Annotated in this window: 1 pseudogene; it reads left to right on the top strand. The window is 73.0% G+C overall.

The window, feature by feature from the left end:
- Positions 1-772: 772 nt before the first annotated feature.
- Positions 773-1912 (top strand): annotated as a pseudogene (locus VF665_RS21200) (hypothetical protein); the annotation flags it as partial.

Genomic DNA, 1912 nt, shown 5'->3' with positions numbered 1-1912 from the left:
AGTCTGGCGGGGCCGCCCGTCCAAAGTGAATTGATTCGCCGCTGGAACCGCGCGAAGTCCGCCTTCGCGGACTGCATCGGCGGCTTCGGCGCGCGCGACCCGCACCGGGCCGTCCGCCGGGTCGGTTGAAGCCCCGAACGTGGACGCGACAGCGGCCAAGTGTCGGGGCTTACCGCTTTCAGAGCGGCGGATTCATCCGCTCAGGGAGGCCGGACGCGGCGCGTGTGGGCCCCTCCCCCGGCCCCTCCCCGTGCAAACAGACGCACGGAGAGGGGAGAACAGCAACGACAGGGCGCCTCGCAAGATGCCGAGCGGCCGGAGAGGTTCCCTCTCCCCCGCTGTCGCGGGAGAAAGGGAGACCTCAGCGTAAGGGCGGCGTTCGGCACCGAACTCATGGTCCGCGCAGGTACAGCCTCACGGCAGTATCGTGAGGCTTTCAGCCGTTGTTGCGGCGACTTCAGTCGCTCAGCAGACCGGCGGCTCCATGGAAATCCTGCAGTCCGCACCCGAGTTTCAGCGCGGCACAACCCTCCCCCGTCCATTTTGGGGGAGGGTGGGCGAGTCATGCGAGCCCGGGTGAAGGCCGCCTTGGAACCCGCCGAAGCACACCATCTGTCTATCCGAATCGGTCCTCCGCAGCGGAAAAGGGCACTCACGTCCTCCTCGTCCACCATCCCCCGTCATCTGTGTCCCGAACGGATGGCGAAGATGTTGCAATCGCATGGATGTGGACGAATTACACGCACAGCAGGAACCTTCGCCCGACGTGCCCATGACCGCATCCGTCCTCACCCGGCCCTCGCGCGCGCTCCCGGCCGGCGCGCGGCTGATCGCGCTGGCGCCCGGCGCGGCGTACGCCGTCCGCGTACTGGCGGCCGCGGGCGGGGGCGCCGCGCTCGGAACGCTCGCGTCCGACGGGGTGGACCCTTCGCAGCGCATCGTGAGCGGGGCGGCGGCGCTGGCGGACGCGATCGTGGCGCACGCGCTGGGCGCGCCCGGCGCCCGCTCCGCCGATCAACTGCGCGCGGCGGCGGAGGAACTGGCGCGGCTGCTGGCCTCCATGCGCGGCCGGCTTCCCGCCAGCGCGGCGGAGATGATGCCGTCCACCGACGATCCGCCGCTGGCGCTCGCCCAGGAGTGGCTGCAGGAAGCCGCGCTGGAGCGGCACGCGCACGCGCTCATGCTCCTCATCCACCCCCGCTACCGCATCGTTCTGGGTGTGCGCGCGCTGCACCCGGCCGAGGCGCTGGGGCGCACGGCGGAGCGCGTGCTTTCCGCCGCGGAGGCGTGGGCCTCGCACGACGAGCTTCTGGAGATGGAAACGGAGGCGGCCTACTGGCTGGGCGAGCGGTGGAGCCAGGCCGTGGTGGACGAAAGCGAGCGCGCGGCGCGATCCATCACCCGGCGGATGGAGTGGGCGTTCGCGGAGCGGCCCACGCTGGCCGCGGGAAAGCCCGTCCTGCGCCTGCTGCTGGACGCGCCCGAGGCCGCGCACTGGCCCGCCGCCCGCCGCGCCGCCGCGGAGGCGCTGGTGGGCTCCCTCCCGGGCGCGTGGCGGGTAGCGCGGCGTACGGGCGACGAGACGGCGGAGGTGGTTTCGCTGCTGGACGGGCGGGAGCTGCGCATCCGCGATCCGTACGGCGAGGCGCTGCCCGGGCGCGTGCTGATGGGGCGCGCGCTGCCCTCCGGCGAGGAATACGTGTTCGCCCTTTCGACGGAGCTGGTGGGGGAGTGCTCGCCCGGCGACCTGCGCGCGCTGACGGCGGACGTGCGCGCCTTTGCCGGCACCGCACACCTGCCGACCGCGCTCGCGGTGGAGGCGACCATCGCGGACGGGCTCTTCGGCGCCCGCATCCCCCGCCCGGTGCGCCCGGCCGAGGACGCGGAGGACGCCCTGGCGCGCGTGGACGAG

It is taken from the genome of Longimicrobium sp., from assembly GCF_036387355.1.
In the GTDB taxonomy this organism is placed as follows: Bacteria; Gemmatimonadota; Gemmatimonadetes; order Longimicrobiales; family Longimicrobiaceae; genus Longimicrobium.
Note: the sequence above shows the minus strand (reverse complement) of the source record. Positions and strands in the feature narration are given on the sequence as shown.